At 70.6% G+C, this 25417-nt stretch carries 27 protein-coding genes; 15 read left to right on the plus strand and 12 right to left on the minus strand.

The features are described from left to right. Positions 1-21: 21 nt before the first annotated feature. From ACQHIV_RS37270 to ACQHIV_RS37280, 3 genes are all read right to left on the minus strand, one after another. A complete protein-coding gene (locus tag ACQHIV_RS37270) occupies positions 22-1020 on the minus strand; it encodes a LacI family DNA-binding transcriptional regulator (protein WP_427889029.1) in 999 nt (332 codons plus the stop codon). 71 nt (positions 1021-1091) lie between these two features. After that, entirely contained in the window at positions 1092-1865 is a 774-nt protein-coding gene (locus tag ACQHIV_RS37275; protein ID WP_427889030.1) for an LLM class flavin-dependent oxidoreductase, read from the minus strand. Positions 1866-1996: 131 nt separating this feature from the next. After that, the gene (locus tag ACQHIV_RS37280) at positions 1997-2737 is read right to left on the minus strand and encodes an SDR family NAD(P)-dependent oxidoreductase (RefSeq protein ID WP_427889031.1); all 741 of its coding nucleotides are present in this window, start codon (positions 2735-2737) and stop codon (positions 1997-1999) included. A 110-nt stretch (positions 2738-2847) separates the two neighbouring features. Here ACQHIV_RS37280 and ACQHIV_RS37285 point away from each other — a divergent pair, with 110 nt between their 5' ends. From ACQHIV_RS37285 to ACQHIV_RS37300, 4 genes are read left to right on the plus strand one after another with little or no spacing between them, the layout of a single operon-like run. Further along, the gene (locus tag ACQHIV_RS37285) at positions 2848-4320 is read left to right on the plus strand and encodes an AlkA N-terminal domain-containing protein (RefSeq protein ID WP_427889032.1); all 1473 of its coding nucleotides are present in this window, start codon (positions 2848-2850) and stop codon (positions 4318-4320) included. A gap of 1 nt (position 4321) precedes the next feature. Further along, positions 4322-4876, plus strand: coding sequence for a GNAT family N-acetyltransferase (locus ACQHIV_RS37290; RefSeq protein ID WP_427889033.1), 555 nt, complete (start codon positions 4322-4324; stop codon positions 4874-4876). Next, positions 4873-5364 carry a methylated-DNA--[protein]-cysteine S-methyltransferase gene (locus tag ACQHIV_RS37295; RefSeq protein ID WP_427889034.1) on the plus strand — a complete coding sequence of 164 codons (492 nt, stop codon included), beginning with the start codon at positions 4873-4875 and terminating at the stop codon, positions 5362-5364. The genes ACQHIV_RS37290 and ACQHIV_RS37295 overlap by 4 nt, the downstream gene beginning before the upstream one ends. Before the next feature lie 26 nt (positions 5365-5390). Beyond that, on the plus strand, positions 5391-5942 hold the full coding sequence (locus ACQHIV_RS37300; protein WP_427889035.1) for a YdeI/OmpD-associated family protein: 552 nt from the start codon (positions 5391-5393) through the stop codon (positions 5940-5942). 144 nt (positions 5943-6086) lie between these two features. On the opposite strand, the gene ACQHIV_RS37305 is transcribed toward ACQHIV_RS37300, so the two are convergent. Beyond that, positions 6087-7304: a cation:proton antiporter gene (locus ACQHIV_RS37305; RefSeq protein WP_427889036.1), complete on the minus strand. Its 1218-nt coding sequence runs from the start codon at positions 7302-7304 to the stop codon at positions 6087-6089. A 2-nt stretch (positions 7305-7306) separates the two neighbouring features. Then, positions 7307-7810, minus strand: a complete 504-nt coding sequence (locus tag ACQHIV_RS37310) for a cation:proton antiporter regulatory subunit (protein ID WP_427889037.1) — start codon at positions 7808-7810, stop codon at positions 7307-7309. Positions 7811-7934: 124 nt separating this feature from the next. Between ACQHIV_RS37310 and ACQHIV_RS37315 the strand changes: the two genes are divergently transcribed. From ACQHIV_RS37315 to ACQHIV_RS37325, 3 genes are all read left to right on the plus strand, one after another. Next, on the plus strand, positions 7935-8477 hold the full coding sequence (locus ACQHIV_RS37315) for a PadR family transcriptional regulator (RefSeq protein WP_427889038.1): 543 nt from the start codon (positions 7935-7937) through the stop codon (positions 8475-8477). After that, positions 8474-10480, plus strand: a complete 2007-nt coding sequence (locus ACQHIV_RS37320) for an FAD-dependent oxidoreductase (RefSeq protein ID WP_427889039.1) — start codon at positions 8474-8476, stop codon at positions 10478-10480. The genes ACQHIV_RS37315 and ACQHIV_RS37320 overlap by 4 nt, the downstream gene beginning before the upstream one ends. A 297-nt stretch (positions 10481-10777) precedes the next feature. Then, positions 10778-12010: an FAD-dependent monooxygenase gene (locus ACQHIV_RS37325; RefSeq protein WP_427889040.1), complete on the plus strand. Its 1233-nt coding sequence runs from the start codon at positions 10778-10780 to the stop codon at positions 12008-12010. On the opposite strand, the gene ACQHIV_RS37330 is transcribed toward ACQHIV_RS37325, so the two are convergent. Together ACQHIV_RS37330 and ACQHIV_RS37335 are read right to left on the minus strand one after the other, a co-directional pair. Beyond that, the gene (locus ACQHIV_RS37330) at positions 11960-12550 is read right to left on the minus strand and encodes a TIGR03086 family metal-binding protein (RefSeq protein WP_427889041.1); all 591 of its coding nucleotides are present in this window, start codon (positions 12548-12550) and stop codon (positions 11960-11962) included. The two genes, ACQHIV_RS37325 and ACQHIV_RS37330, sit on opposite strands and share 51 nt — an antisense overlap. A 69-nt stretch (positions 12551-12619) precedes the next feature. Next, positions 12620-13198, minus strand: a complete 579-nt coding sequence (locus ACQHIV_RS37335; protein WP_380200985.1) for an HhH-GPD-type base excision DNA repair protein — start codon at positions 13196-13198, stop codon at positions 12620-12622. Between the two features lie 79 nt (positions 13199-13277). Here ACQHIV_RS37335 and ACQHIV_RS37340 point away from each other — a divergent pair, with 79 nt between their 5' ends. From ACQHIV_RS37340 to ACQHIV_RS37350, 3 genes are read left to right on the plus strand one after another with little or no spacing between them, the layout of a single operon-like run. Then, the gene (locus tag ACQHIV_RS37340; RefSeq protein WP_427889042.1) at positions 13278-14171 is read left to right on the plus strand and encodes a GntR family transcriptional regulator; all 894 of its coding nucleotides are present in this window, start codon (positions 13278-13280) and stop codon (positions 14169-14171) included. A gap of 51 nt (positions 14172-14222) precedes the next feature. Next, positions 14223-14360: a hypothetical protein gene (locus ACQHIV_RS37345; protein WP_427889043.1), complete on the plus strand. Its 138-nt coding sequence runs from the start codon at positions 14223-14225 to the stop codon at positions 14358-14360. Positions 14361-14419: 59 nt separating this feature from the next. Continuing rightward, the gene (locus ACQHIV_RS37350) at positions 14420-15319 is read left to right on the plus strand and encodes a hypothetical protein (RefSeq protein WP_427889044.1); all 900 of its coding nucleotides are present in this window, start codon (positions 14420-14422) and stop codon (positions 15317-15319) included. Here the strand turns inward: ACQHIV_RS37350 and ACQHIV_RS37355 are convergent. Further along, positions 15308-16249, minus strand: a complete 942-nt coding sequence (locus tag ACQHIV_RS37355; protein ID WP_427889045.1) for an NAD-dependent epimerase/dehydratase family protein — start codon at positions 16247-16249, stop codon at positions 15308-15310. The two genes, ACQHIV_RS37350 and ACQHIV_RS37355, sit on opposite strands and share 12 nt — an antisense overlap. Positions 16250-16432: 183 nt before the next feature. On the opposite strand from ACQHIV_RS37355, the gene ACQHIV_RS37360 reads away from it, so the two are divergent. The 4 genes from ACQHIV_RS37360 (at position 16433) to ACQHIV_RS37375 (ending at position 20056) form a co-directional block, all read left to right on the plus strand. Next, the gene (locus tag ACQHIV_RS37360) at positions 16433-17905 is read left to right on the plus strand and encodes an LCP family protein (protein ID WP_427889046.1); all 1473 of its coding nucleotides are present in this window, start codon (positions 16433-16435) and stop codon (positions 17903-17905) included. Between the two features lie 92 nt (positions 17906-17997). Next, on the plus strand, positions 17998-18375 hold the full coding sequence (locus tag ACQHIV_RS37365; protein ID WP_427889047.1) for a YciI family protein: 378 nt from the start codon (positions 17998-18000) through the stop codon (positions 18373-18375). A 35-nt stretch (positions 18376-18410) separates the two neighbouring features. Beyond that, on the plus strand, positions 18411-19223 hold the full coding sequence (locus ACQHIV_RS37370; RefSeq protein WP_427889048.1) for an alpha/beta fold hydrolase: 813 nt from the start codon (positions 18411-18413) through the stop codon (positions 19221-19223). A gap of 206 nt (positions 19224-19429) precedes the next feature. Then, the gene (locus ACQHIV_RS37375) at positions 19430-20056 is read left to right on the plus strand and encodes a superoxide dismutase (RefSeq protein WP_344235548.1); all 627 of its coding nucleotides are present in this window, start codon (positions 19430-19432) and stop codon (positions 20054-20056) included. A gap of 56 nt (positions 20057-20112) precedes the next feature. Here ACQHIV_RS37375 and ACQHIV_RS37380 read toward each other — a convergent pair whose 3' ends face one another. The 4 genes from ACQHIV_RS37380 to ACQHIV_RS37395 all read right to left on the minus strand — a co-directional run bounded on the left by ACQHIV_RS37380 (position 20113) and on the right by ACQHIV_RS37395 (position 24775). Next, on the minus strand, positions 20113-20895 hold the full coding sequence (locus ACQHIV_RS37380; RefSeq protein ID WP_427889049.1) for an alpha/beta fold hydrolase: 783 nt from the start codon (positions 20893-20895) through the stop codon (positions 20113-20115). An 83-nt stretch (positions 20896-20978) separates the two neighbouring features. Beyond that, positions 20979-22235 carry an RNA polymerase sigma factor gene (locus tag ACQHIV_RS37385; protein WP_427889050.1) on the minus strand — a complete coding sequence of 419 codons (1257 nt, stop codon included), beginning with the start codon at positions 22233-22235 and terminating at the stop codon, positions 20979-20981. Further along, the gene (locus ACQHIV_RS37390) at positions 22232-23755 is read right to left on the minus strand and encodes a N,N-dimethylformamidase beta subunit family domain-containing protein (RefSeq protein WP_427889051.1); all 1524 of its coding nucleotides are present in this window, start codon (positions 23753-23755) and stop codon (positions 22232-22234) included. The genes ACQHIV_RS37385 and ACQHIV_RS37390 overlap by 4 nt, the downstream gene beginning before the upstream one ends. A 126-nt stretch (positions 23756-23881) precedes the next feature. Further along, positions 23882-24775: a TIGR03564 family F420-dependent LLM class oxidoreductase gene (locus ACQHIV_RS37395; protein WP_427889052.1), complete on the minus strand. Its 894-nt coding sequence runs from the start codon at positions 24773-24775 to the stop codon at positions 23882-23884. Between the two features lie 86 nt (positions 24776-24861). Here ACQHIV_RS37395 and ACQHIV_RS37400 point away from each other — a divergent pair, with 86 nt between their 5' ends. After that, the gene (locus ACQHIV_RS37400) at positions 24862-25398 is read left to right on the plus strand and encodes a TetR/AcrR family transcriptional regulator (protein ID WP_427889053.1); all 537 of its coding nucleotides are present in this window, start codon (positions 24862-24864) and stop codon (positions 25396-25398) included. Positions 25399-25417: the final 19 nt, after the last annotated feature.

Here is a 25417-nt window from a genome sequence, read left to right on the forward strand (position 1 = left end):
CGGCGCCGGGGGAGCGCCGGGTCAGCCAGGGGCGGAGCTGCCCCTGATCACCAGCTCGGGCAGCAGCAGCCGTTCGGCCGGCCGCTGGTCGCCGGTGAGGATCGTGATCAGCTCCTCGGCAATCCGGTCCATCGGTTGCCGGAGGCTGGTCAGGCCGGGGGAGACGACCTCCGCGAGCGGCGAGTCGTCGTACCCGACGACGCCGATGCCGGCGCCGGGGGTGAGTCCGCGGGCGGTCAGTTCGCGGAGCGCGCCGAGCGCGAGAACGTCGCTCAGGGCAACGATCCCGTCGAACTCGCGGCCCGATTCGAGCAGCCGCGCGGTACCGCGGGCGCCCTCCTCGATGCTGTCGTCGCGGCACCGGACGGCCAGGCCGGCGGTCGGTACGCCGAGGTCCTTGCAGGCGGTGCGCCAGCCGGCCAGGCGGTCCTCGGCGAGCCCGGACGACTTCGGCCAGCCCAGGAAGGCGATCCGGCGGCGGCCGGTGTCGTACAGGTGCCGGACCGCGATCGCGGAACCGGTCGCGCCGTCGACGTCCACCCACGGGCCTGGTTGCGTGGTCTGTTTCCACACCCGGCCGAAGCTCACGAACGGAATGCCCTGCTGCTTCAGCCAGCCGTGCCGCGGGTCGTGCGTCTCGGTCTGCGACAGCACGAACCCGTCGACCATCCGGCGGGCGTGCAGATCCTCGTACGTCGGCATGCCGTCGACACCCGGTGGCGCCGTGAACAGCAGGATGTGCCGGCCGGTGCGTTCGGCGGCGGCGCAGAGGGCGTGCAGGAACTGGTCCATCACCAGGTGCGTCTGGTTCGGCCAGCTGGGCACGCAGTACCCGATCAGCTCGACCGCACTGGTGCGCAGGCTGCGGGCGTTACGATTGGGCCGGTAGTTGAGGAGTTCGATCGAGCGGTTGACTCGTTCGAGCGTGTCGGCGCGGAGCCGGTGCGGGGCGTTCAGAGCGTTCGAGACCGTCTGTACGGACACCTCGGCGTGGGCAGCCACCTGCTTCAACGTCGCCAAGGTGACCTCCCGGGGTTTGAACGTTCAAATCACCCGCAGTCTCTCCCTGCCCCCGCCCCGCTGTCAACGGTTCAGATCCGGGGCGGTCCCTGCCGCACGATCGCCACCGTGTCCTCGGCCGGTCCCGGCGCGATCCACCGTCCCCACCAGTCGGCCCCGGCCTCGGCGAACGCCGCCGGATCCCCGCCGCTCACCTTCACCTCGACCGCCCCACCGGCCCGCAACTCCCGCACATCGGCCGGCGTGATCTCCTGCGGCGCGTCCGTACTCCCTTTGTACGCACACGATCCACCCCAGCGTCGAATCCTTCGTCGCACCGCGGGCACCGACATGTTGCCCCCGACCCAGACCGGCACCCGCTCCTGCACCGGCCGCGCGGTCAGTTGCACGTTGTCGAGTGCGTAGTCCTTCCCGTGGAAGCTGACCGGCTCGCCGGTCCACAGTCGCCCGATGATCTCCAGCCCTTCGTCGAGCATCTCCGCCAGCACTCGCGGGCTCCGCCGTTCCAGGAACGGATCCCCGGGGTCGCCGCTGCCGACCCCGAGGATCATTCGCCCGCCGGACAGGTGGTCCAGCGCGACCACCTCGGCCGCCACCTTCCACGGATGCCTGCGCGGCAGCGGTGTCACCGTCGTACCGATCCGGATCCGCTCGGTCGCGGTGGCGATCGCCGCCAGGCAGATCCACGGGTCGTACGTCGGCAGGCTCGCATCCCCTTGGTAGACGAGGTAGTCCTCCAGGAACAGCCCGTCCCACCCGGCCCCCTCCACCACCCGCGCCAACTCCGCCAACCCGCGCGGATCCCGCCCCACCCCAGCAGCCCCTACCGTCACCGAGAACTTCATGTCCCGCACGCTACGACGCACCGCCGACAAGCCGCAGCGGATCTCCAGGCCATCACAACAGCGGCGCTCGCCTGTTCCTCCCGCGGGACGACCGCGTAGCGGCCCGATTGCGATGGCCTGGGGATCCGCAATCAGGCGGTGTGGCCGCCGGCGATGGTGAGTTCGGTGCCGGTGATGTAGGCCGCGTGCGGGCCTGCCAGGTAGGTGATGGCGGCGGCTACCTCTTCGGGGGTGGCGAAGCGGGGGAGGGCCAGGTCGGCGAGTTGGGGTTCGGCGAAGGGGCCGGTGGCTGGGTTCATGTCGGTGTCGGTGGGGCCGGGCTGGACGACGTTCGAAGTGATGTTGCGAGGGCCGAGCTCGCGGGCGAGGGCCTTGCTGAGGCCGGTCAACGCGGACTTGCTCATCGCGTAGAGCGTCATCCCGGGAGACGTGACCCGCTCGGCGGCGCAACTGCCGAGGTGGATCAGGCGCGCACCGTCGGACAGCAGCGGTACGGCGGCCTGCGTCGTCGCGTACACGCCCCGCACATTGACGGCCAGCACCCGCTCGAGGTCCTCCAGGGAGATGTCTCCGATCGGCGCGATCGCCCCGACCCCCGCGTTGTTGACCAGAATGTCCAACCCACCAAGGCTTTCCGCGGCCCGCCGTACGCCGTCCGCCGCCGCCACCGCGTCACCCGCGTCGACCGCGAACGCGTACCCACGCCGCCCCAACCCCTCGATCTCCTTCACCACGGTCGCCGCCGCGTCCGCGGACGTGCTGTACGTGATCGCCACCTCGGCCCCACGCTCCGCCAGCGCGACAGCGGCCGCCGCGCCGATCCCACGGCTGCCGCCGGTCACCAGTGCCTTCTTGCCCTGTAGTTCGTTCATGTTTCAATCTCACCTCCCCGCCCTCCCCGAAGCTGGCGAGAATCCGCCACCGGATCCTGGTGTCGCAAATCCGCTAGTTCTTGTCGGTGGCGGCAGGGATGCTGGAGGGCGTGTACGAGTGCAGGGAGCGATGTGTACGCGCGGTCCAGTCGAAGGACGCGCGGTTCGACGGGTGGTTCTTCACGGCGGTGCTGACCACGAAGATCTACTGCCGGCCGAGTTGCCCGGTGGTGCCGCCGAAGGTCGAGAACATGCGGTTCTACCCGAGCGCGGCCGCGGCCCAGCAGGCCGGGTTCCGTGCCTGCAAGCGGTGCCGGCCGGACGCCAGCCCGGGGTCGCCGGAGTGGAACGACCGGGCCGACCTGGTCGCCCGGGCGATGCGGCTGATCGCGGACGGCGTCGTCGACCGTGACGGTGTACCGGGCCTGGCCACCCGGCTCGGGTACAGCGTGCGGCAGGTGCAGCGGCAGTTGCTGGCCGAGCTCGGCGCCGGGCCGCTCGCGCTTGCCCGGGCGCAACGTGCACAGACCGCCCGGCTGCTGATCGAGACGAGCGAGCTGCAGATGGCGGACGTCGCGTTCGCCGCCGGGTTCTCGAGCGTACGGACGTTCAACGAGACGGTGCAGGAAGTCTTCGCACTCGCCCCGACCGAGCTCCGCCGCCGCGCCCGCCGCGGTACGTCGTCCACCGCGCCCGGCACGATCTCGCTGCGGCTGCCGTTCCGCGCGCCGTTGACGCCCGACAACCTGTTCGGCCACCTGATCGCGACCGGCGTACCCGGGGTGGAGGAGTGGCGCGACGGCCACTACCGCCGTACGCTCCGGCTGCCGCACGGGCACGGGGTCGTCGCGCTGAAGCCGATGCCGGACCACATCGCCTGTCAGCTCTCGCTCACCGACCAGCGCGACCTCGCGATCGCGATCAGCCGCTGCCGCCGGATGCTCGACCTGGACGCGGACCCGGTCGCCGTCGACGACCTGCTCGGCACCGATCCCGTGCTCGCGCCGCTGATCGCGAAGGCCCCGGGTCGCCGCGTTCCACACACGGTCGACGGTGAAGAGTTCGCCGTCCGGGCGGTGCTCGGTCAGCAGGTGTCCACTGCGGCGGCGAAGACGCACGCACATCGCCTGGTCCTGCAGCACGGCGAGCCGATCGAGGACCCGGGTGGTGGGCTGACGCACCTGTTCCCGACGATGCAGGCACTGGCGGGGCTGGATCCGGAGACGCTGGCGTTCCCGAAGACCCGGCGTACGACGCTCACCACGCTGATCGGCACGCTCGCGAACGGCGACATCGACCTGGGCGCGGGCGCCGACTGGGACAAGGCCCGCGAGCAGCTGGCCGCGCTGCCCGGGATCGGGCCGTGGACGGTCGAGTCGATCGCGATGCGGGCGCTCGGCGACCCGGACGCCTTCGTGGCCAGCGATCTCGGGATCCGGTACGCCGCGCGTGACCTAGGCTTGCCCGAGGCCCCCAAACCACTGACCGACCACGCCCGCGCGTGGCGGCCCTGGCGTGCGTACGCGGTGCAGTACCTGTGGGCCACCGGTGACCATGCGATCAACAAGATCCCTGTGGAGTGACATGACCGAGCTGACCACCGATCGCCTGCTGCTGCGGAACTGGCGCGACTCCGACCGCGATCCGTACGCCGAACTGAACGCCGATCCGGCCGTGATGGAACACTTCCCGGCGCCGCAGACGCGCGCGCAGAGCGACGGGCTGATCGACCGGAACCGCCCGTTGATCGAGGAACGCGGCTGGGGGCTGTGGGCGCTCGAGGTGAAGGAAACCGGTGAGTTCATCGGGTTCACCGGGCTGTCGGTGCCCAGCTTCGACGCGCACTTCATGCCGGCCGTCGAGATCGGCTGGCGGCTGTCGAAAGGGGCCTGGGGCAACGGGTACGCGAGCGAGGCGGCGCGGGCGGCGCTGGCGCACGGGTTCGGGCCGGGTGGACTGGACGAGATCGTGTCGTTCACCGCGACCACGAACGTGCCGTCGCAACGGGTGATGCAGCGGATCGGCATGGTGCACGACGAGGCCGGCGACTTCGACCACCCGCGGATCGAGGACGGGCACCGGCTGAAGCGGCACGTGTTCTACCGGATCGACCGCGCGCGCTGGGAGTCCATCCGGTGACGTACGCCGTCGTCGACAGCCCGCTCGGTCCGCTCACGCTGGTGGGGACCGAGGCGGGCGAGCTGACCGGGGTGTACATGGACCGGCAGCGGTACCGGCCGGACGAGAGCGGGTTCGGCGACCGGGACGACGCGGCGCTGCCGGCGGTGGCGGAGCAGTTGGACGAGTACTTCCACCACGGGCGGACGACGTTCGACGTAGCGCTGCGGCTGGCCGGAACGGAGTTCCAGCGGCGGATCTGGGTGGCGTTGCAGGACATCCCGTACGGCGAGACCTCGACGTACGGCGGGCTCGCGGCCGCGCTCGGGCTGAAACCGCAGTCGGCGCGGGCGGTCGGGCTCGCGAACGGGAAGAACCCGGTCAGCATCATCGTGCCGTGCCATCGGCTGGTGGGGTCGACCGGGAGCCTGACCGGGTACGGCGGGGGGATCGAGCGGAAGCGGGCGCTGCTGGATCACGAGGCCGGTGGAAAACTGCTCAGTTGGTGAGCACTTATCGGGCGCATGCTGGTTCCATGATCGAGGAGCTGAACTGCGCGGGGGTCGACGAGTGGCGCGACTGGCTGGAGGCGAACGGCCGGCGCGAGCGTTCGGTGTGGCTGGTGGTGCATCGGTCCGCGGACGGGCTGGATCTCGCGACGGCGGTCGAGCATGCGTTGTGCTTCGGGTGGATCGACAGCAAGACGATGCGCCGGGACGAGCTGACGACGTACCAGTGCTTCACGCCGCGGAATCCGCGGAGTACCTGGAGCAAGGTGAACCGCGAGCGGGTGGAGCGGTTGACCGCGGCCGGGCTGATGCGCCCGCCGGGGGAGGAGTTGGTAGCGGAGGCCCGCCGCACCGGGACGTGGGACCTGCTGGCGGACGCGCAGAACCTGATCGTCCCGGACGACCTGCGGCTCGCACTGGAGAACGAGCCACAGGCAGCCGAGAACTTCCACGCCTTCTCACCCTCCGCGCGCCGCACGATCCTCGAATGGATCACCCTCGCCAAACGCCCGGAGACGAGAGCGCGCCGGATCGCCGACACGGTCGGCCGAGCCGCAGCCGGCGAGCGCGCCCGCTAGGCGCCCACGGACCAGGTGGGCGCGGCGCCCGCGCCGTGCAGGCGGACGCCCGCCACTCAGCAACCCGCGCGTCGCGCGCGCCGTCGCGCTCACGAGCGGCGCGGACACCTGCCTGCAGGCGAGATGGTGAGTGGTGGCGGTCCGTCAGCTCGGGGTGCCGGCGGTGTCGTCCAGGCGTTCGGCTGCGGGGGCCTCGGCTGGGGTCGGGGGTTTGCGGGTGAGGCGGCGGGCCAATGGTTCGGTGTAGCGGGCGGCGACCGGGCCGAGGATTACCAGGATGAGGACGTAGGCGGTGGCGAGCGGGCCCAGCTTGGGTTCGACGCCGACTGCCAGGCCGGCGATGACGATCGAGAACTCGCCGCGGGCGACCAGTGTCCCGCCGGCGCGCCAGCGGCCCGCCTTCGAGATGCCGGCGCGGCGGGCGGCGAACCAACCCGTGGCCACCTTCGTGAGCGCCGTCAGCACAGCCAGCCCGAACGCGACCGCCAGCACCGGCGGGATCTTCCGCGGATCCGTGCTCAACCCGAAGAACACGAAGAACACCGCCGCGAACAGATCCCGCAACGGACTCAGCAGGTTCCGCGCACCGTGCGCGACCTCGCCCGACAACGCGATCCCGACCAGGAACGCCCCCACCGCCGCCGACACCTGCAACTGCTGCGCGATCCCCGCGACCAGCAGCGTCAACCCGAGTACGACGAGCAGCAGCATCTCCGGGTTGTCCGACGACACCGCCCGGCTGATCACCCGCCCGTACCGCAGCGCGATGAACAGTACGACGCTCACCGTCCCCAGCGAGATCAGCAACGTCATACTCCCGCCGGCCAGCCCCACGCCGGCGAGCAGCGCGGTCAGAATCGGCAGGTAGACCGCCATCGACAGGTCCTCGAGGACCAGGATCCCCAGCACCACAGGCGTTTCGCGGTTACCGAGCCGCCCGAGGTCGCCGACCACCTTCGCGATCACCCCGGACGACGAGATCCACGTGACCCCGGCCAGCGCGACCGCCGCCACCGGGCCCCACCCGAGCAGCAACGCGACAGCCGCACCGGGCAACGCGTTCAGCAGGAAGTCGACCGCCCCCGACACGTACTGCGTCTTCAGCGTCCCGACCAGATCGGACGCCGTGTACTCGAGCCCGAGCAGCAACAGCAACAGGATGACGCCGATCTCGGCGCCGGTGGCAACGAACTCCTCGCTCGCGGCCAGCGGCAGCAGCCCGCCGTGCCCGAACGCCAGCCCGGCCAGGAGATAGAGGGGAATCGGGGAGAAGCCGAGCCGCCCGGCGATCCGCCCGAGCACGCCCAGGGCAAGGATGACCGCGCCAAGCTCGATCAGCAGCGCGGTGATGTTCTCGTGCATGCTCAGCCCCCCGCGATCAGATCGGCCACGGCGTCCACGCCCTCACGGGTGCCGACGACGACCAGCGTGTCGCCGATCGCGAACCGGAAGTCCGGCGTCGGCGAAGGCGTCGCCCCGGTGCGCCGCAGTACGGCCACGATCGACGCCCCGGTACGGCTGCGGGCCTGGGTGTCGCCGAGCGTCCGCCCGGAGTACGGCGACTTCGCGGTCACCGGGATGTGCTCGGTGACCAGGTCGATCTCGATCTCGCCGCGGACCGGGTCGATCCGCTCGGGGACCAGCAACTGCGCGAGCGCGGCCGCCTCGCCCTGGCCTAAGGGGACCGATGCCTGGCATTCGTCGTCGTCATCGGGTTTGTGGAACCCGAGGAACCGGCGGCCGTCGTTGTGCGCCACCACCGAGACGTGTTTCCCGGACTCGGTGACCAGGTCGTACCGGATGCCGATGCCGGGCAGCGTCGTCTTCGTCGGGTGGGCCTGGGCGTCCATGAGGTACTCCGAATTCATCGGTCGTCAATATAAGGCGTCTGCAATCAATTCTCTCAAACCGGACAAGTCAGGTACGGGCCGTCGGTGTGACATGAGATGCAATCAGGTGCAGTGCAACGGGTTGCATAGGTAGGCTCCGGTCATGGCGCTGGAGCACGCGATCCTGGTCGCACTGACCGAGCGGGCCGGTTCCGGGTACGAGTTGGCCCGCCGGTTCGACCGCTCGATCGGGTACTTCTGGCCGGCCACCCATCAGCAGATCTACCGGGTGCTGCGGCGGATGGACGAGGCCGGCTGGGTGAAGCACACCGAGATCGCGCAGGACGGCCGCCCGGACAAGAAGGTGTACCGGATCGCCGCGGCCGGCAAGGCGGAGCTGACCCGGTGGCTGGCCGAGCCCGAGGATCCCGCCGTACTGCGGGACGGCCTGGGCGTGAAGCTCCGCGGCGCGTCGGCCGGCTCGCCGGAGGTCGTGCTGCGGGAGGTCGAGCGGCACCGGGCCGAGCACGCGACGAGGCTCGAGGTGTACCGCGGGATCCAGAAGCGCGACTTCCCGAAGCCGTCCACCCTGCGCGGCCGCGAACTGCACCAGTACCTCGTGCTCCGCGGCGGCATCCGCGCCGAGGAGTCCTTCACGGCCTGGTGCGACGAAGTGATCGAAGCCCTCCGGAAGGACAACCGATGACGGCCTACCCGAACCTGCTGGAACCGCTCGACCTCGGCCATGTCGTACTGCCGAACCGGGTGATCATGGGCTCGATGCACACCGGGCTCGAGGACCGGTTGAGCGACCTGCCGAAGCTGACGGCGTACTTCGCCGAACGGGCGCGCGGTGGTGTCGGGCTGATGGTGACCGGCGGCTACGCGCCCAACTGGCAGGGCTGGCTGACGCCGTTCGGTTCCAAGCTGACCAGCCGTCGGCAGGCCCGCGCGCATCGTCAGTTGACCGACGCGGTACACGCCGAGGGTGGCCGGATCGCGCTCCAGATCCTGCATGCCGGGCGCTACTCGTACCACCCGTTCAGCGTCTCCGCCTCCGCGTTGAAGGCCCCGATCAATCCGTTCAAACCCCGTGCACTGTCGGACCGTGGTGTGCTCCGGCAGATCACGGCGTACGTCGACTGCGCGGCGCTCGCGCGCGAGGCCGGGTACGACGGGGTCGAGATCATGGGCTCCGAGGGGTACTTCATCAACCAGTTCCTGTCCGAGCGGACGAACCAGCGGACCGACCGCTGGGGCGGCAGCCCGGAGAACCGGCGCCGGATCGCGGTCGAGATCGTCCGCCGGACCCGGGAGCGGGTCGGCCCGGACTTCCTGATCATCTACCGGTTGTCGATGGCCGACCTGGTCGAGGGCGGGCAGAGCTGGGACGACGTAGTTGCGCTCGGCAAGGAGATCGAGGCGGCCGGGGCGTCGATCATCAACACCGGGATCGGCTGGCACGAGGCGCGAGTGCCGACCATCGTGACGTCCGTACCGCGCGCCGCCTTCACCGGCGTTACCGCCGCGTTCAAGCCGCACGTGACCATCCCGGTCGTCACCTCGAACCGGATCAACCTGCCGCAGGTCGCCGAGGAGGTACTGGCGCGCGGCGACGCGGACCTGGTGAGCATGGCCCGGCCGTTCCTGGCCGATCCGGAATGGGTGCTGAAGGCAACCACCGACCGGGCGGACGAGATCAACGTCTGCATCGCCTGTAACCAGGCGTGTCTGGATCATGTGTTCGCGAAGAAGAAGGCGAGCTGCATGGTCAACCCGCGGGCCGCCCGCGAGACGGAGCTGCAGCTGCTGCCGACCCGCCGTACGAAGAAGGTCGCGGTGATCGGGGCCGGGCCGGCCGGATTGGCCGCCGCGGTGACGGCGGCGGAGCGTGGGCACCGGGTGGAACTGTTCGAGGCGGCGGCGGAGATCGGCGGGCAGTTCGGGATCGCGCAACGGATCCCGGGCAAGGAGGAGTTCGGCGAGACGATCCGGTACTACCGGCGGCGGCTCGACCTCACCGGCGTGAAGCTGCACCTCGGGCGCCGGGCGGGCGCCGGCGACCTGGCCGGGTTCGACGAGATCGTGCTCGCGACCGGCGTCGTACCGCGGGTGCCCGCCATTCCTGGGATCGACCACCCGAAGGTGCTCTCGTACGTCGACGTGGTGCGTGACGGCCGGCCGGTCGGGGATTCGGTCGCGGTGATCGGGGCGGGTGGGATCGGGGTGGACGTCAGCGAGTTCCTGACCACCACGTCGCCGGATCTCCAAGCGTGGAAGGCGGAATGGGGTGTCGGCGATCCGACCGTGCTGCCGGGCGCGCTCGCCGTTCCGCGGCCGGAGCCGTCGCCGCGGAAGGTGTATCTGCTGCAGCGCAAGACCGGGAAGATCGGCGCCGGCCTCGGCAAGACGACGGGCTGGGTGCACCGCGCGGCGCTGAAGAACAAGCAGGTCGAGCAGTTGCGCGGCGTGAACTACGAACGCATCGACGACGAAGGCCTGCACATCACCTTCGGCCCGAAACACGAGAAACCGCAGGTCCTGAACGTCGACAACGTGGTGATCTGCGCCGGCCAGGAACCCGTCCGCGACCTGGCCGACGCCCTCGCCGGCCGCCCGGTACACCTCATCGGCGGCGCCGACGTAGCCGCCGAACTCGACGCCAAGCGAGCCATCGAACAGGCGACGCGGCTCGCCCTGACGCTCTGAGACGGACCCGAGGCACTCACCAAGCGGCGCGGCGCAGCTCGCACCACGCTCGGTGCCGCGCGTCCGGCGTCCGGGCGCCGGGTTGGTGAGTGCTGGGCGTCCGGATCTCCAGGCCATCACAATCGGCTGCTCGCTGACGCCGCGAGCGTGGATCGCGGTCGGAGGGTGTGATTGTGATGGCCTGGGGATCCGCACCCGGGTAGTGCACTCACCCCCGCGCACTAGTGCGCGCTGGCGCTCCACCCTCGATCTAGTGCACCGTGTACGGCGTACGCGCACTAGTTGAAGGGTGGAGAGATGAAGACTGTGCTGATTTCCGGTGGCGGGATTGCCGGCCCGGCGCTGGCGTTCTGGTTGCGGCGGTTCGGGTTCGCGCCGACGATCGTGGAGGTCGCGCCGGGGCCGCGGCCGGGTGGGCAGACCGTGGACCTGCGGGGCGTGTCCCGGGTGGTGGCCGAGCGGATGGGGCTGCTGCCGGCGGTGGCCGAGCGGCAGGTGCACGAGCGGGGACTCGTGTATGTGAAGGCCGACGGGCGGACGTCCGCGACCATGCACATGGAGGCGCTCGACGGCGCCGGACCGGTCGCCGAGATCGAGATCCTCCGCGGCGACCTGGCCGAGCTCTTGACGGCGGCGGCGAGCGACGTGGAGTTCCGGTACGGCGACTCGATCGCCGCGCTGGAGCAGGACGCCGACGGGATCGAGGTCACCTTCGCGAGCGGGATCCGACAGCGGTTCGACCTGGTGGTCGGCGCGGACGGCGTGCACTCGCGGGTCCGGCGGCTCGCGTTCGGGCCGGAGGAGGAGTTCGTCCAGCACCTCGGCGGCTACACGTCGTACTTCACGATCGAGTCGCCGGAGGACCTGGACGACTTCATGAAGATCTACACCGCGCCCGGCGGCCGCTGGGTGGCGCTGCGGCCGGACCGCGACCCGCGGTACGCGAAGGTGCTGCTGAGCTTCCGGTCGCCGATCCTCAGCTACGACCGGCGCGACGTCGACGCGCAGAAACGGCTCGTCCGCGAGCGCTTCGAGGGCCTCGGCTGGCACACCCCGCGGGTCCTGAAGGGCCTCGACGCGGCCGACGACTTCTACCTCGACACCACCAGCAAGGTCGTCGTACCGGACTGGTCGCGCGGGCGGGTCGCGCTGGTCGGCGACGCCGGGTACTGCGGTTCGCCGATGGCCGGCCACGGTACGGCGCTGGCGCTCGTCGGCGCGTACGTCCTGGCGGGGGAGCTGGCCGCGGCCGCGGGTGATCACACCCGGGCGTTCCCGGCGTACCAGCAGCGGATGCAGGCGTACGTCGCGCAGCGGATGGAGCTGCCGCCGGGCGGGCTGAAGATGGCGATGCCGATGTCGGCGTTCGGGATCGCGTACCGCGACTTCGTCCTCCGGGTGATGACGTCGAAGGTGATGTCCGGCGCGCTGAAGAAGATGGCGGGCGGTACGCCGGACGCGATCGACCTGCCGGACTACTCAGTCCAGCGGGGAGACCCACTCCGGGTTGCGGCCGAGGAGGCCGAGTAGCTGGTCGAGATCGGGGGCCGTGCCGGAGACCTTGACACTGCGCTCGAACGCGTAGCCGGGGCCGCGGTTCGCGTCGGTGTCGGGGATCCGGCGGGCCAGCGTGAGGGCCTGCTCGACCATGTCCGGCGGCGGCGTGTACGGGACGTCGATCGCGCGGGCCAGGTCCCAGGCGTGCACGATGCAGTCGAGCTGGTGGAAGGTCAGCGCGATCCGGCGCGGGAACGAGCCGAACTCGCGGACCTCCACCAGCCGGTCCAGCGCGCCGCCGTCGGCGAACGCGTCGGCGACCCGGACGTTCGAGCGGCGGTACGCGCCGGCGGGGTTGTCGGCGAGCCGGCCGCCGTGCCAGGTGTGCACGGAGGCGGAGCCGTTCAGCGCGGCGGCGGCGAGGCCCTCGTTCTGGCTGACCAGGTGCCGCATCAGGCCACGCACGGTCCAGTCCGGGCACGGCGTGGGGAACCACAGCTGCTCGGGCCGTACCTGCATGACGACTTCCCCGAGTACCGCACCGGCCCGGCGATCCAGATCCCGGATGTCCATCCGCGCTCCTCCCGTTGCCTTAGTAACGATAAGGCTGGAAGGCTGACTTCGCAGGGAATCGCGCGCGGATCAGGCCTTGGCGGCGGCCTTCGCGGCCTTCTTGAAGTTGCGGACCTCCAGCAGCGACGTGGCGTCGGTGACGTCCGCGATCGACCGCCGCGAGCCGCGGTCGCCGTAGTTGCCGGCGGCCTCGCGCCAGCCCTTCGGCGCCACGCCGCGCTGCTTGCCGAGCAGCGCGAGGAAGATCTTCGCCTTCTGCTCGCCGAACCCGGGCAGGGCCTTGAGCCGTTTCAGCACCTCGGCGCCGTCCGGCTTCGGGCGGCCGGCGAGCCAGATGTTCGCGGCGTCCCCGTCGTACTTCTCGATGATCTCCTGGGCCAGCGCGTGCACCCTGCGGGCCATCGAGCCGCCGTACCGGTGGATGGCCGGCGGCGTGACGCAGAGCTCGACGAACGTCTCCAGGTCGGTCGCGGCGATCTTGTGCAGGTCGAAGCCGTCCATCCGGTTCGCGATCTTCAGCGGGCCGGAGAAGGCGTGCTCCATCGGGTACTGCTGGTCCAGCAGCATGCCGACCAGCAGGGCGAACGGGTCGTCGTTGAGCAGTTTGTCGGCGTCCGGATTGCCGGTGAGTTGCAGTTCGCGCAGCATGGCGCCCATCTTGGCACGCGCCCGGCGCGTCGGCCGATGGGATAGTGCGCGTACGTCGTATGCGCACTAGGATGGGTGGATGACTGAAGCGCCGTACCAGGTCATCGCCGGGGAGTTGCGCCGCCGGATCGAGGCGGGGGAGTTGCTGCCGGGGGACCGGGTGCCGTCGACGCGGGCGTTGACGCGGGACTTCGGTGTGGCGATGGCGACCGCGACGAAGGCGCTGCAGGTGCTGCAGGCCGAGCGGCTCGTGCACGCGTCGCCCGGGGTCGGGACCGTGGTCGGTGCGCCGTCGCGGGCTCGGCGTACCGCTGCCGCCGACGGTACGCCGGACCTGAACCGGGACGAGGTCGTCCGGATGGGCGTCGCGATCGCGGACACCGAGGGGCTGGCGGCGCTGTCGATGCGGCGGATCGCGGCCGAGCTCGGGGTGTCGACGATGGCGCTGTACCGGTACGTCGGCGGCAAGGACGCGCTCGTCGTACAGATGGTGAACGAGGTGATCGGGGAGTTCCCGCTCGGCGAGATCCCGGCGTACTGGCGGGACGCGGTGGCGATGGTGGCGCGCGTGCACTGGGCGGCGTACCGGCGGCATCTGTGGCTGGCGAGTGCGATCAGTCTGAGCCGGCCGCAGCTGGTGCCGCGGTTGTTGCCGCACACGAACGCGGTGCTCGGGGCGTTGCGCGGGTTCGAGAAGCATGCGGCGATGTCGACGATGATCAGCCTGTTCGCGTACGTCCGCGGGATCGCGTTGGTGATGGAGGCGGAGGCGCAGGCCGAGCAGGACACCGGCGAGACGGCGGACGAATGGGTGACACATCAGAGCGACCAACTGGCGGCGATGATCGCGGCCGGGAACCTGGGGGCGTTCCAGGAGTTGCTGGCGGACGGGTTCGACTACGACTACGACCTTGATCAGTTGTTCGAGTTCGGTCTGGGTGTGTTTCTGGACGGGTTGGAGGCGCGGCGGTGACCAACCCGGGTTGACGCGTTGCTGGCGATCGTTCTCGATCGGGGTGGGTATGTGCACGACGACGATGACGTGGCGTCCGCGGAGAAGGTCGCGAAGCGAGTCGGGGCGCTGATGACACCGCGCGCGTACCTGGTTGCGCGGCACAAGCTGCCGCCGTTGCCGGTGTGTTCGGTTCGGTGTTCGGGGTGATCGTGCTGGTGGCGGTTGTCGTCGTACTCGTACGGCGTTAGCACCCACTACGCTGAGTGGTGACGACTTCTCCGGAGGTGCCGATGGAGCCTGTGTTCGCGCCGGACGTGCCGGCGGGCGTACGCCGGTTGTACGAGCGCAGGCCGGAGCTGTTCGTGCCGGCCGACGCGCCGCGGCCGAAGCGCGAGACGTCGTGGTCGGCGGCGCCCGGGAACACGTTCGGCCAGTTGCTGGTGTGGATCGGGGTGTGCGTCGGCGGGTGGATCCTCGCGCTGATCGTGATGGCGGCGACGCTGCCGACCGCGGTCGCGGCGTGGGGAGCGGTCGCGCTGGCCGGGGTCGCCGTACTCGCCACCGGCGGGATCCTGGCGAAGTCGATGGTCGAGGACCGCGGGCACAAGGCGGTGCGGAAACAGCACCGGAAGTACCTGCTGCCGGAGGACTTCGACAGCGAGGCCGGGTGGTTGCTCGGGCGGGCGCAGCGCGCGGTGAGAACGGTGCTTGAGGCAACTGTCACGCGGCGCGGGTTGCTGGACGACGTGAAGAACGAGTTGGTGCTGCCGGAACAGCTGTGGGACATCGCGCAGGTGCTGCGGGAGCAGACTGTCCTGCGCGCGCGGCAGAAGGACATCGCGGGTGGTGCGAGAACGGCGGAGCTGGACGCCGTACTGGGTCCCCAGCGGCGCGCGCTCGCGCTGTCCGCGGAGGCGATCAAACGCAAGGTCGACCTCCTCGACCAGTACGCCGACCGAGTCCGCTCCGCCGACGCCGCCCTCCGCGCCGAAGCCGCCCTGGAGGACGGCGACCGCTACATAGAACTCCTCGCCCGCACAGAACCCGCCGGCGACACCGCGGTAGTAGAAGGCTTCACCGACGAAGCCACCGCCCTGAAAGACACCCTCACCCGCTCCATCAACGCGGCCCGAGACGCCGGCCGAACCCTCGCCCTACCCGAGTAGCTCAGCCTCTTGCTCGGCGGTCAGGCCGATGGTGAGGGGTGGCGTGCCTCGGTGGTGGTCCCAGGTGAGGACGTCCTGGACCGTGGTGCGGAGCGGCGTGACGGGCATGCCGGCTTCCCGGGACTTGGTGGGGTTTCGGCGGCGTTCGCCCCACTCGGACTCGGGGTCGATCAGGGGGAACCGGGGCGGGACCGCGTCGCGGGGGACGGGGACGATGTCGACGGTGCTGCCGGCGAGGTCGGCGGCGGTGTGGATGAGTTCGGCGATCGTGGAGTCGGGGCCGACCGCGTTGTAGGCGCCGGGCCGGGCATCCGCGATCAGCTGGGTGACGAGCCGCGCGACGTCGCGGCTGTCCACCAGTTGCAGGGGCGCCTCGGGCTTGGTGGGTAGCGCGACCCGGCCGCCGCGAGCACCCCGGCGGATCCAGTACAGCGCCGTACCGGACGAGTCCCCGGGCCCGGTCACCCGGCCCGGGCGGATGATCGTCGCGCGATCGCCGTACCGCTCCACGACGTCGTCCTCGCACGCGACCTTGCACGGCCCGTACGTGTCGTTCGTCAGTACGTCGGCATCCCGCAACGGCTCCCGCCGCGGCGCGGTCTCGTCCGTACCGGCAGGCAGGTCCCGCACGTACACCGCATGGCTCGACACGAACACGTACCGCCCGACCCGGTCCCCGAGTACGTCCATCGCCTGGTCGACGTCGCGGGCCCGGAACCCGCTCAGGTCCACGACCGCGTCCCACTCACCGGTCGTCAGCGCCGAGTAGTCCCCGCTCGCCCGGTCCCCGACGTACTGCGTGACGCCGGCCGGCAGCGGCGTACCGCTCACCCCGCGGCTGAACGATGCGACCTCGGCGCCCTGTTCGAGTGCGTCGTCCACGACCGCACGCCCGACAAATCCGTTCCCGCCCAGAATCAGAATCCGCACAACCGCCCAACCTATCCCCGCGCCCCGGCGGCCGCGACCGGATTGATCGACAACCGAATGACCCTGTAACACGTCTGAACAGGTGAAGCTGCGGTCTGTACCGCACACTGGGAGTGAGGTGTGGGTACGGGGACAGGGGAGCCGATGGGGAGTGCGCGCGCGACGGCGAGGCGGCCGCGGTCGATGCCGAAGTTGCTGGGGTTCACCCTGCTGGGCGCACTGCTTCCAGGACTCGGGCTGATCGTCGGCGGGCGCCGGAAGCTGGGCGCGTTCGTGCTCACGGTGTTCCTCGCGCTGGTCGGCGTCGCGGCGTACGTCGCCCTGACCCGGCGCGACGAGGTGATCGCGGCGGCCGTCGTACCGAGCCGGCTGCTGATCACGTCGGTGCTGATCGCGGCGCTCGCGCTCCTCTGGATCGTCGTGGTCGTCGGCTCGCACCGGTCGTTGCGTCCGGCAACGGGCGGCGCCGGTGGGCGGGTGGCCGGCGCGCTGTTCGTCGGCGTGCTGTGCTTCGCGATCGCGGCGCCGGCGGCGGTCGGCGTACAGACCGTGCTCGCGCAGCGGACGCTGGTGCAGGACGTGTTCCAGTCGCAGGGCGAGAGCAAGAGCGCGACCCGGCCGACGACCGTCAACGTGAAGGACCCGTGGGAGGACCGGCCGCGGCTGAACCTGCTGCTGCTCGGCGGTGACGACGCGCCGAGCCGCGAGGGCGTCCGGACCGACACCGTGATCGTGGCGAGCATCGACACCAAGACCGGGAACACCTCGCTGATCTCGATGCCGCGGAACCTGACGTTCATGCCGTTCCCGGCGGACTCGCCGCTGCACAAGTTCTACCCGGACGGGTTCGGCAAGGAAGGGCTGAGCCTGGACGGGCGGCTGGAGTGGATGCTGACCGCGATGTACCAGAACATCCCGGACGCGCATCCCGGCATCCTCGGCCCGTCGGACAACGAGGGCGCGGACGTGGTGAAGCAGTCCGTCGGCGAGGCGACCGGGCTGAAGATCGACTACTACCTGCAGGTCAACCTGCAGAGCTTCCCGGAGATCGTGGACGCGCTCGGCGGGATCACGGTGAACGTCAACGAGCGGGTCGCGATGGGCGGGATCAGCAGCTCGCACATCCCGCCGAAGGAGTGGATCGAGCCGGGTCCGCGGCAGCACCTGGACGGGCGGCACGCGCTGTGGTTCGCGCGCGGCCGGTACGGCGCCGACGACGACCAGCGGCAGGTGCGGCAGCGGTGCGTGATCAAGGCGATCGTGGACGCGGCGGACCCGCAGACGCTGGTCACGAAGTACAAGGCGATCGCGAGGGCCGGCCAGCACCTGCTCCGCACGGACATCCCGCAGGAACTGCTGCCGGCGATGGTCGAGCTGGCGCTGAAGGTGAAGTCGGCAACGGTCTCGAACGTCACGCTGGACTCCGAAAAGCTCCGCCTCAAGTACCTGCACCCCGACTACCAGGCCCTCCGCGACACCGTCCAGGCCGCCATCGACTCCGACCCGGCCCCCGCCACCACCACCCCGGTCACGCCGACCGCCCCGACCACCACCCGCAAGCCAACCACCACCACAAGCACCACCCCGCCCCCGGGCCCGACCCAGAACCTCGCCGACGCCTGCGCCTACAACCCCTCCGGCGACCAGCCGAACTGAGGCGAAGAAAAAGTTCTGGGGCCGGGTGTCGATCCGCCGGTGGCCCGCTCGACGTGAGAGTAAGTGATCGACCCACACGACGAGGAGCAGCGATGCGTTTCATGATCATCAACAAGGCGGACGCGGACAGCGAGGCCGGGAAGTTCCCGCCGGCGGAGGTGGCCGAGGGGGTCGGGAAGGTGGTCGAGGACCTGTCCAAGGCCGGCGTACTGCTGTTCGCCGAAGGGGTGCACCGGAGTTCGCTCGGCGCCCGGGTCAAGGTCGACGGCGGCAAGCGGACCGTGACCGACGGGCCGTTCGCGGAGACCAAGGAACTGGTCGGCGGCGTGATCGTGGTCGAGGTCCGCAACCGCGACGAGGCGATCGAGTGGGCGGCCCGGCTGGCCGAGGCGCTGCGGGACGAGGTCGAGGTACGGCGGGTCGTCGAGGAGGCCGACTTCGGCCCGGATTCGGACGTGTTCGCGGGCTGATGTCCATTTCTGCCCCTCCCATCCGTGGGAGGGGCATGAGCATCTACGAGGTATCCGACGCGAAGCTGTACTACGAAGTCCGCGGCAGCGGCCCGCTGGTGGTCCTGGCCGGCGCACCGATGGACGCGGACGCGTTCGCCCCGCTGGCCGACCTGCTGGCGACCGACCGCACCGTCCTGACCCTGGATCCGCGCGGCGTGAAGCGCAGCACGCTGGCCCCGGGCGGTACGTCGCGCCCGGAGCAGCGCGCCGACGACCTCGCGCGGCTGATCCGGTACGTCGACGCGGGCCCGGCCGACGTACTGGGATCGAGCGGCGGCGCGGTCAGTGCGCTGGCGCTGGCGCAGTACCACCCGGACGTCGTACGGACAGTGATCGCGCACGAGCCGCCGCTGGACCGGCTGCTGCCGGACGCGGACGAGCTGCTCGCGCGGTCCGAGAAGCTGATGGCCGACTACCTGGCCGGCGACGTGGTCGGCGCCTGGAAGCAGTTCTTCCGGCTGGCGAACATCTTCCTGCCCGACGAGGTCGCCGAGGCGATGTTCGGCGGCGACGACCGGGACCCGGAGCAGGTGGCGGCCGAGCGGTTCTGGTTCGCCCACGAGATGCGCGAGACGATCACCTGGCTGCCGGACCTCGACCGGCTCCGGAAGGCCGACGTCGTGGTCGGCGTCGGCGCGGACTCGGCCGGCCAGCTCTGCGACCGTACGTCGACCGCGCTGGCCGGCCTGCTGGGCGTCGAGCCGGCCCGGTTCCCCGGCGGTCACACCGGGTTCGTGGACGCCCCGGAGCCGTTCGCGGCGGCGCTTCGTGCGGAGCTGGGTGCCCGAGGTGAGACTCGCCCGTAGGCTGCTGGGGAGAGTATGTGAAGCTGGTGGTGTCCGGTGGGTACGCAGGGGTGTGATCGCGGTCGTACCGGGCACCGGTCCGAGTGCCGCGTCGCCTCACGTCACGCCACTTGACCTCAACCGTGGTTGAAGTTTCAAGCTGGTGTCGCTGAGTCAGGACATCGGAGAGATACCGGCCCCCGCTGGGCCCCGACGAAGGAGCAGAGTTGACCACGTACACGCTTCCCGACCTCCCCTACGATTACAGCGCGTTGGCGCCGAGCATCGCCGGCGAGATCATGGAGCTGCACCACGACAAGCACCACGCGACCTACGTGAAGGGTCTGAACGACACCCTCGACAAGCTGGCCGAGGCCCGCGACAAGGGTGACTTCGGCGCGATCGTCGGGCTGGAGAAGACGCTCGCCTTCAACCTCGGCGGGCACGTCAACCACTCCATCTTCTGGAAGAACCTGTCCCCGGACGGCGGCGACAAGCCGGACGGCGAGCTCGGCGCGGCGATCGACGAGTTCTTCGGCTCGTTCGACTCGTTCCAGGCGAACTTCACCGCGAGCGCGACCACCATCCAGGGCTCCGGCTGGGCCATCCTCGGCTGGGACGCGCTGGGCGGCAAGCTGCTCATCCACCAGCTGTACGACCAGCAGGGCAACCTGCCGGCCGGCCAGATCCCGATCGCCATGCTGGACATGTGGGAGCACGCGTTCTACCTGCAGTACAAGAACGTGAAGCCCGACTACGTCAAGGCGTGGTGGAACGTCGTGAACTGGGCCGACGCGCAGGCCCGCTTCGACGCGGCCCGCTCCGGCGCCGCGGCGCTGATCACCGGCGCCTGACACAAACGCGGTACGACGAAGGGCGCCTGGCTCCGGCCGGGCGCCCTTCGTGTCCGTCAGCCACAGAAGTCCGCGATCACCGGAGCGATCGCCGCGGTCTTGATCACGTGGTTCTGACCCGGTACTTCGGTGTGCGCGGCGCCCGGTACGGCGTTCGCCAGCGCGCTCGTCGACGCCTTCATCCAGCCGGGGCTCTTGCCGCCGCTGACGACCAGCACCGGCTGGTCGATCGCCGCCCACTGGCCCGCGTCCATCGGCTCGCCGAAGCAGTTCTCGCCGACCACCTGCGCGTCGTACGGCAGCGTGTGCGCGACCGCCCGCATGCCCTTCCAGGCCGGCATCAGCTTCATCACGGTGACCAGGATCCCGGGCAGCCCGATGCCCTTGGTGAAGAAGTACCTGATCGCGTCGTCCGGGCCGAGCGCGCTCAGGTCCGCGACCCACGAGCGTGGGATCTGCTTGCGGCTGCCGTCGACGACGTACGGCGGCTCGAACGCGACCAGCTTCTCGACCGGCAGCCCGGCCGCGGTGGCCCGGAGCGCGAGCGCCGCGCCGGACGACGAGCCGTAGACGTACGCCGACCCGCCGGCCGCCTCGATGACCGCGGCCAGGTCCTCGATCTCGCGGTCCACGGCGTACTCGCCGGAGTCCCCGGAGTCGCCGCGTCCGCGCCGGTCGTAGTTGTAGACCGTGAACCGGTCGGCCAGCGCCTCGGCCAGCTCGGGCATCGGGCCCTGCGCCCGCGAGCAGAGCGCGCCGTCGACGAGCACCAGCGCGGGGCCGTCGCCACGCCGGTCGTAGGTGATGGTTGTGCCGTCCTTCGAGAGCACGGTGTTCATGGTGTCCTCCTGGGTGAGTCGATCATTCACCCGTGCGTCGAGGACTCCGGACGCGGATCGACAGCATGTGACCTAGATCACTTTCAGCAGGCGGCGGCGCGTTCGAGGAGGAGCTTGCGTTCGCGTTCGTTCCGGGTCAGGGCGGCGGCCTTCTCGAACTCGGCGCGGGCCTCGTCGAGGCGGCCGAGCTTGAACAGCAGGTCGCCGCGGACGCTCGGCAGCAGGTGGTAGTCCTTCAGCGACGGGTCGTCGGCGAGCAGGTCGACCGCCTGCAGCCCGCGTTCGGGGCCGAACGCCATCGAGATCGCGACGGCCTGGTTGAGCTCGATCACGGGCGACGGCGTGACCTGCGCGAGGACGGCGTACAGGCCGGCGATCCGGGCCCAGTCGGTGTCCTCCGGGTCGGCCGCGCGGGCGTGGCAGGCGGCGATCGCGGCCTGCAGGAGGTACGGGCCGGGCGGCTTCTCCAGGGCCCAGGCGCGGTCGATGCCCGCCAGGCCGCGGCGGATCAGCAGGCGGTCCCAGCGGCGGCGGTCCTGGTCGAGCAGCAGCACCGGCTCGCCGTCCTTGCCGGTACGGGCGTTCGCGCGGGAGGACTGGAGTTCCATCAGGGCGAGCAGGCCGAGTACTTCGGGTTCGGTCGGCATCAGCTCGACGAGCAGGCGGCCCAGGCGCATCGCCTCGTTGCACAACGCCGGGCGCATCCAGTCGTCGCCGGCGGTCGCGGAGTACCCCTCGTTGTAGATCAGGTACACGACCTCCAGGACGGACTGCAGGCGGTCGAGCAACTCGGGTCCGGACGGGACCTCGAACTCGACGCCGGCCTTCGCCAGGTTGCGCTTGGCGCGGACGATCCGCTGGGCGATCGTCGGCTCCGGGGCGAGGAACGCGCGGGCGATCTCGTCGGTCTTCAGGCCACCGAGGAGCTTCAGCGTCAGCGTGACGCGGGCGTCCATCGTGAGCACCGGGTGGCAGGCGGTGAAGACCAGCCGGAGCAGGTCGTCCTCGATGTGGTCCTCGAGGATCGCCTCCACGTCGTCCTCGACCGAGTCGCCGTCGATCTCGAGTTCGTGGCCCATCTCGGCGAGCTTGCGCTGGTAGGTCTCCTTGCGCCGGATCAGGTCGATCGCCCGGCGTTTCGCGATCGCCATCAGCCAGGCGCCCGGATTCTGCGGTACGCCGGACTGCGGCCACTGCTCGAGCGCCGCCACCAGCGCGTCCTGCGCCAGTTCCTCGGCCAGCCCGACGTCCCGGACGATCCGCGCGACACCCGCGACAATCCGCGCCGACTCGATCCGCCAGACCGCGTCGACCGCCCCACCCGCGTCAGTAACCGTCACCCGCCGATAGTAGACAGGTCCGGTGCCTGGGGTGCGTGCCCTGCCCTGGTGAACGCGGACAGGTTGCCGACGGCCGGATGGTTCCGGCCGAGGGGGCCCGCCGACAGGGCGCGGAGGAGATTCAGGGTGACCGTCCGGGCGAACGCCGCAGCGGGCGACGCCCGGTCGCCGAGCGTCGAGATCCAGCTCATCGACCCGGTGTTGAAGACGCCGGCGCCCGAGCGCACGGTGTAGTACGTGGCGTCGGCGAAGACGTGCTTCGGTCCACAGTTCGCCGGCGAATGGGCAACCACTTCGAGGTTCGGCGGCGTACCTGGGAGCGGATAGGCCCGGTCGACCTCGGTGTCGGCCAGCCCCGGGTACGCCGTACCGGCGACCGCGCCCGTCCCGGCGAAGAGGAAGAACCCCGGCTCCCGGACGACGAACGAGGCCCGGCGGGCGAAGCACACGTACAGCATGCCGTTCAGCGAGTTCTCCGGATTCGGGTACGGCTTGCTGATCCACCGGACCGTGGTGTCCGGCCGGTTGTGCACCGGATCGAGGGTCGCGTCCTTGTAGCCGATCATGACGCGTTCCGGACCGAGCCGGCTGGAGGCGTAGCGCACCCGCCAGTACACCGAGTTCCCGCCGAGGAAGGCGAGATTCGTCCCGGTGTCCCGGGCGCGCGTGACGGCGGCGCGCATCGGCAGGCTCCAGTACTCGTCGTGGCCGAGCGACAAGATGCCGCGGGCACCGGTCAGCGCGGTTCGATCGGCGTCCAGGTCGACACTGGTCAGATAGGCCAGGTGTACGCCGCTGCGGTCGGCCAGTTCGAGCAGCGGCAACTCGAACCTGAACAGCAGCGGTGCGCCGTTGCCGTCGTACGGGCGGTCGAAGCTGACCCGGTAGGAACGGGTCCGGTAGGACGAGTCCGGGCCGTGGTACAGCGAATACCCGCCCCAGGCGTTGTAGGCCTGGTAGGTGTTGACGGCGTTCACGATGACCACCGCTCCGCGGGCCGAGTCCGAACGGATCGTGATCGGGACGTACTTCTGCCGGCCGTTCGCCGCGGTCAGCAGCAACAGGTAGGTGCCGGGCGGCCAGCCCGTGGTCTGCACGGTCAGGGAAGGCTTCCAGTTCGTCGTGACCATGCGGTCCGCCGCGATCACCGGCGCCGGTTGCGGCACCCCGGGAATCGGCGCCGAAGTCCAGACCAGCCGGCCGCCGGTTCCGCCGTACCAGCCGATGCGGAAGGCCTGGACGGTGAACGCGCCCGCGGTGGAGGTGACGTACAGCCGGAACGGCCGGCCGCTGCGGACGCTCGCCCGGTCGGTGAAACCGGCGAGCTCCGACGGCCCGGCGAGGTGGCCAGGAGCGATCTCCCATTGTTTGGAGGCCCGCACCGTGACCATCCTCGGGCGGGTCGTACCGGGCGCAGGCGCCGGCGTTCGGCCCGTGCCTTGCATGGCGCGAACGGGCGTGCCGGAGCAGCCCGCGACCACGAGCAACGCCGCCGCGCCCCAGACCATCCAACGGTGCATCGAGTCCCCCCTCACCGGAGCAAACCACACCCCGGCTTGGAGAAGGCTGAGACGGTTGGGACACTGCTGGCGAGCGCCCGCGGATTGTTGTCCGTGGCAACCACCCGAGCTCGGCGTACTCCGACCTCACCGCATCACTGTGGACAGGAACGCGGTCGTCCGCTCCTGCTCGGTCGCGGTGCCGATCGGGGCCAGCATCGCGTCGGTTGCTCCCGCGTCGCGGATCCGCTCCAGTTGTCTGGTGATCGTTGCCTCGTCCCCGGCCAGCAGGAGGTCGGCCGGCCCGTCGACGCCTTCTCGTTCGAGCATCGCCCGGTACTCCGGCACCTGCCCCGCCAGTGCGAACTCCTCCGCGAACCGTGCCCGTACGGCGTCCTCCGCGGACGTCAGACACACAGCAAACCCCGCCACCACCCGCGGCGTACGACTCCCGGCCGCCCGCGTAATCGTCGGCACGACATGGTTACCGAGTGCCCGAGGTCCGGTCATCCACGTGACCGTCCCGTCCGCGAGCTCACCAGCCACCTCGAGCATCACCGGCCCCAGCGCTGCTACCAGAACCGATGGGTGGTTGTCCGATGGAGGGGTCAGTTGGGCAACGGCTGTGTAGTGGTCGCCGTGGTGCTCGACCGGGGATCCGTCGAGGAGGGGGCGGAGTACCTGCAGGTACTCGCGGAGGCGGGTGGCGGGGCGGTCGGTGGGGAGGCCGTACATGGCGGTGACCATTCGGGTGATGCCTGCGCCGATGCCGAGGGTGAGGGGGCCGGCGACGGCGGCCTGGGTGGTGAGGGCCTGGCGGGCGAGGAGCAGCGGGTGGCGTTGGGGGAACGGGACCACCGCGGTGCCAAGCTCCGTCCCGACCTGGCCGACGGCGGCGAGGGCGGTCAGGGCGTCCCAGCCGATGCCGTCCGAGATCCAGGCCGACGACGCACCGGCCGCGGCGGCCGCGCGGATCTGACGGGTGATTTCGGGAAGTGGGGTCGGTCCTCGGACGTCACCGAAGGCCATGCCGATCTGCATAAGAAGCTCCTAGAAAGTGGGGTACCACCCCGTTTATAGTCGGGTACGATATGGGGGCCCACCCCAGTTACGCAAGGACGACCGAGATGCGAGCCGACGCCCAACGCAACCGCGACCGCCTGGTGGCCGTCGCGGCCGAGGTTGTCGGGGAGTACGGCGCGGACGCCTCGCTGGAGGAGATCGCCCGCCGGGCCGGTGTCGGCTCGGCGACCCTGCACCGGCACTTCGGCGGCCGGATCGCGCTGCTGGAGGCGGTCTTCCGGAGCAGCATCGACGCGGTCTGCGCGCAGGCGACCGAGCTGCTCGACGACCCGGATCCCCTGCGGGCGTTGACGACCTGGCTGCACGCGATGGTCGCGCACGCCACCGGCAGCCGCGGCCTGGCGACCGCGCTCGTGATGAGTGGAGACTGCGGCTCCGACGCCCACGCCCGCCTGCTGACCGCCGGCCGAAAGCTCGTCGACCGCGCCCGGACCGCCGGCGTCGTACCCGAGGGAACCCGCGTCGAGGACCTGCTCAAACTGGTCAACGGCATCTCGCTGGCCAGCGGCGACGACCCCGATCAGGCGGCCCGGTTGCTCGCTCTGGCAATCCGGGGGATCGCACCGGCACGCACCGAATAGACTTCGTGACCGGAAACCC

Origin of the sequence: Kribbella polygonati (assembly GCF_050320105.1) — a bacterium.
Taxonomy (GTDB): domain Bacteria; phylum Actinomycetota; class Actinomycetes; order Propionibacteriales; family Kribbellaceae; genus Kribbella.

Excerpts from the sequence above, each read along its gene's own strand:
- ACQHIV_RS37380 (WP_427889049.1), bottom strand. The coding sequence starts at position 20,895 with ATGAACACCGTGCTCTCGAAGGACGGCACAACCATCACCTACGACCGG.
- ACQHIV_RS37325 (WP_427889040.1), top strand. The coding sequence starts at position 10,778 with ATGAAGACTGTGCTGATTTCCGGTGGCGGGATTGCCGGCCCGGCGCTG.
- ACQHIV_RS37320 (WP_427889039.1), top strand. The coding sequence starts at position 8,474 with ATGACGGCCTACCCGAACCTGCTGGAACCGCTCGACCTCGGCCATGTC.
- ACQHIV_RS37340 (WP_427889042.1), top strand. The coding sequence starts at position 13,278 with ATGACTGAAGCGCCGTACCAGGTCATCGCCGGGGAGTTGCGCCGCCGG.
- ACQHIV_RS37390 (WP_427889051.1), bottom strand. The coding sequence starts at position 23,755 with ATGCACCGTTGGATGGTCTGGGGCGCGGCGGCGTTGCTCGTGGTCGCG.
- ACQHIV_RS37290 (WP_427889033.1), top strand. The coding sequence starts at position 4,322 with ATGACCGAGCTGACCACCGATCGCCTGCTGCTGCGGAACTGGCGCGAC.
- ACQHIV_RS37360 (WP_427889046.1), top strand. The coding sequence starts at position 16,433 with ATGCCGAAGTTGCTGGGGTTCACCCTGCTGGGCGCACTGCTTCCAGGA.
- ACQHIV_RS37395 (WP_427889052.1), bottom strand. The coding sequence starts at position 24,775 with ATGCAGATCGGCATGGCCTTCGGTGACGTCCGAGGACCGACCCCACTT.
- ACQHIV_RS37300 (WP_427889035.1), top strand. The coding sequence starts at position 5,391 with ATGATCGAGGAGCTGAACTGCGCGGGGGTCGACGAGTGGCGCGACTGG.
- ACQHIV_RS37315 (WP_427889038.1), top strand. The coding sequence starts at position 7,935 with ATGGCGCTGGAGCACGCGATCCTGGTCGCACTGACCGAGCGGGCCGGT.
- ACQHIV_RS37305 (WP_427889036.1), bottom strand. The coding sequence starts at position 7,304 with ATGCACGAGAACATCACCGCGCTGCTGATCGAGCTTGGCGCGGTCATC.
- ACQHIV_RS37400 (WP_427889053.1), top strand. The coding sequence starts at position 24,862 with ATGCGAGCCGACGCCCAACGCAACCGCGACCGCCTGGTGGCCGTCGCG.
- ACQHIV_RS37370 (WP_427889048.1), top strand. The coding sequence starts at position 18,411 with ATGAGCATCTACGAGGTATCCGACGCGAAGCTGTACTACGAAGTCCGC.
- ACQHIV_RS37310 (WP_427889037.1), bottom strand. The coding sequence starts at position 7,810 with ATGAATTCGGAGTACCTCATGGACGCCCAGGCCCACCCGACGAAGACG.
- ACQHIV_RS37280 (WP_427889031.1), bottom strand. The coding sequence starts at position 2,737 with ATGAACGAACTACAGGGCAAGAAGGCACTGGTGACCGGCGGCAGCCGT.
- ACQHIV_RS37275 (WP_427889030.1), bottom strand. The coding sequence starts at position 1,865 with ATGAAGTTCTCGGTGACGGTAGGGGCTGCTGGGGTGGGGCGGGATCCG.
- ACQHIV_RS37330 (WP_427889041.1), bottom strand. The coding sequence starts at position 12,550 with ATGGACATCCGGGATCTGGATCGCCGGGCCGGTGCGGTACTCGGGGAA.
- ACQHIV_RS37335 (WP_380200985.1), bottom strand. The coding sequence starts at position 13,198 with ATGCTGCGCGAACTGCAACTCACCGGCAATCCGGACGCCGACAAACTG.
- ACQHIV_RS37365 (WP_427889047.1), top strand. The coding sequence starts at position 17,998 with ATGCGTTTCATGATCATCAACAAGGCGGACGCGGACAGCGAGGCCGGG.